The organism is Clostridium sp. DJ247, from assembly GCF_014231265.1.
Map to the genome: position 1 here is coordinate 1 of NZ_JABAIW010000139.1, position 1,037 is coordinate 1,037.

Annotated in this window: 1 protein-coding gene; it reads left to right on the forward strand. The window is 37.1% G+C overall.

Features of this window, described 5'->3' with window-relative positions:
* Positions 1–1,037 (forward strand): nickel-dependent hydrogenase large subunit (locus HGI79_RS22425; protein WP_185652884.1); only part of this gene is annotated, 1,037 nt, incomplete at both ends.

A 1,037-nucleotide genomic window follows, 5' to 3' on the forward strand; every position in this document is an offset into this window, starting at 1 on the left:
CCTACTTTACAAGGGTTACTTTTAAGAAATCTTATTCAGGGCTCTAATTATTTATCAGATAATATTCTGCATTTCTATCACCTAGCGTTAATGGACTATGTTCAAGGACCACAAATGCACCCATGGACGCCTGGATATAGTCAAGATTATAGATTTAATTCAACAGATAACCAAAAGCTAGTTGACAATTATATAACAGCCTTATCAATTAGAAGACAAGCACACGAAATGGGTGCAATATTTAGCGGAAAGCTTCCACACGTTGCTAACGTTGTTCCTGGTGGTGTAACTGCAATACCATCTTCAACAGATATAAGTAATTTTAAGAATTATTTAAATACAATAACATCCTTTATTACCAATACTTATCAAGCAGATGTTAATAAATTAGCGTCAACCTACAGCGATTACTATACTGTAGGTACAGGTTACGGTGATTTAATGTCTTATGGTGTGTTTGATACAGATACCAATGGAAATAAGTTATTCCCAGCAGGTACAGTAACTAATGGAACAGTAGGAAGCTTTAACCAAGCTAACATTAAGGAATATGTAGGCCATTCTTGGTATTCCTCACCATCTGGAGTAAACCCTGCTAGTGAGACAACAACACCAAACTATGGAAAATCAGGAGCATATACTTGGCTTAAGGCTCCAAGATATAATGGACAACCTTACGAAGCAGGTTCTATAGCAAGAACTTGGGTAAGTGGAGATTATACACATGGTGTATCAGTTATGGACAGGCATATGGCAAAATATATAGAAACAGCTAAGATTGCAAGTAATCTGAGCACATGGATAAATCAAATAGTAACTGGTACAAGTGGATATACCAATATAGGTACACCAACTTCAGGAAGTGGAGTAGGCTTAACTGAAGCTCCAAGAGGAGCTCTAGGACATTGGGTATCAGTAGCAAATTCAACAATATCAAAATATCAAATTATTACCCCAACCTGCTGGAATGCTTCACCAATGGACGACAGCGGAAATGTTGGTCCAATAGAAAAAGCCTTAATAGGAACTCATGTAGC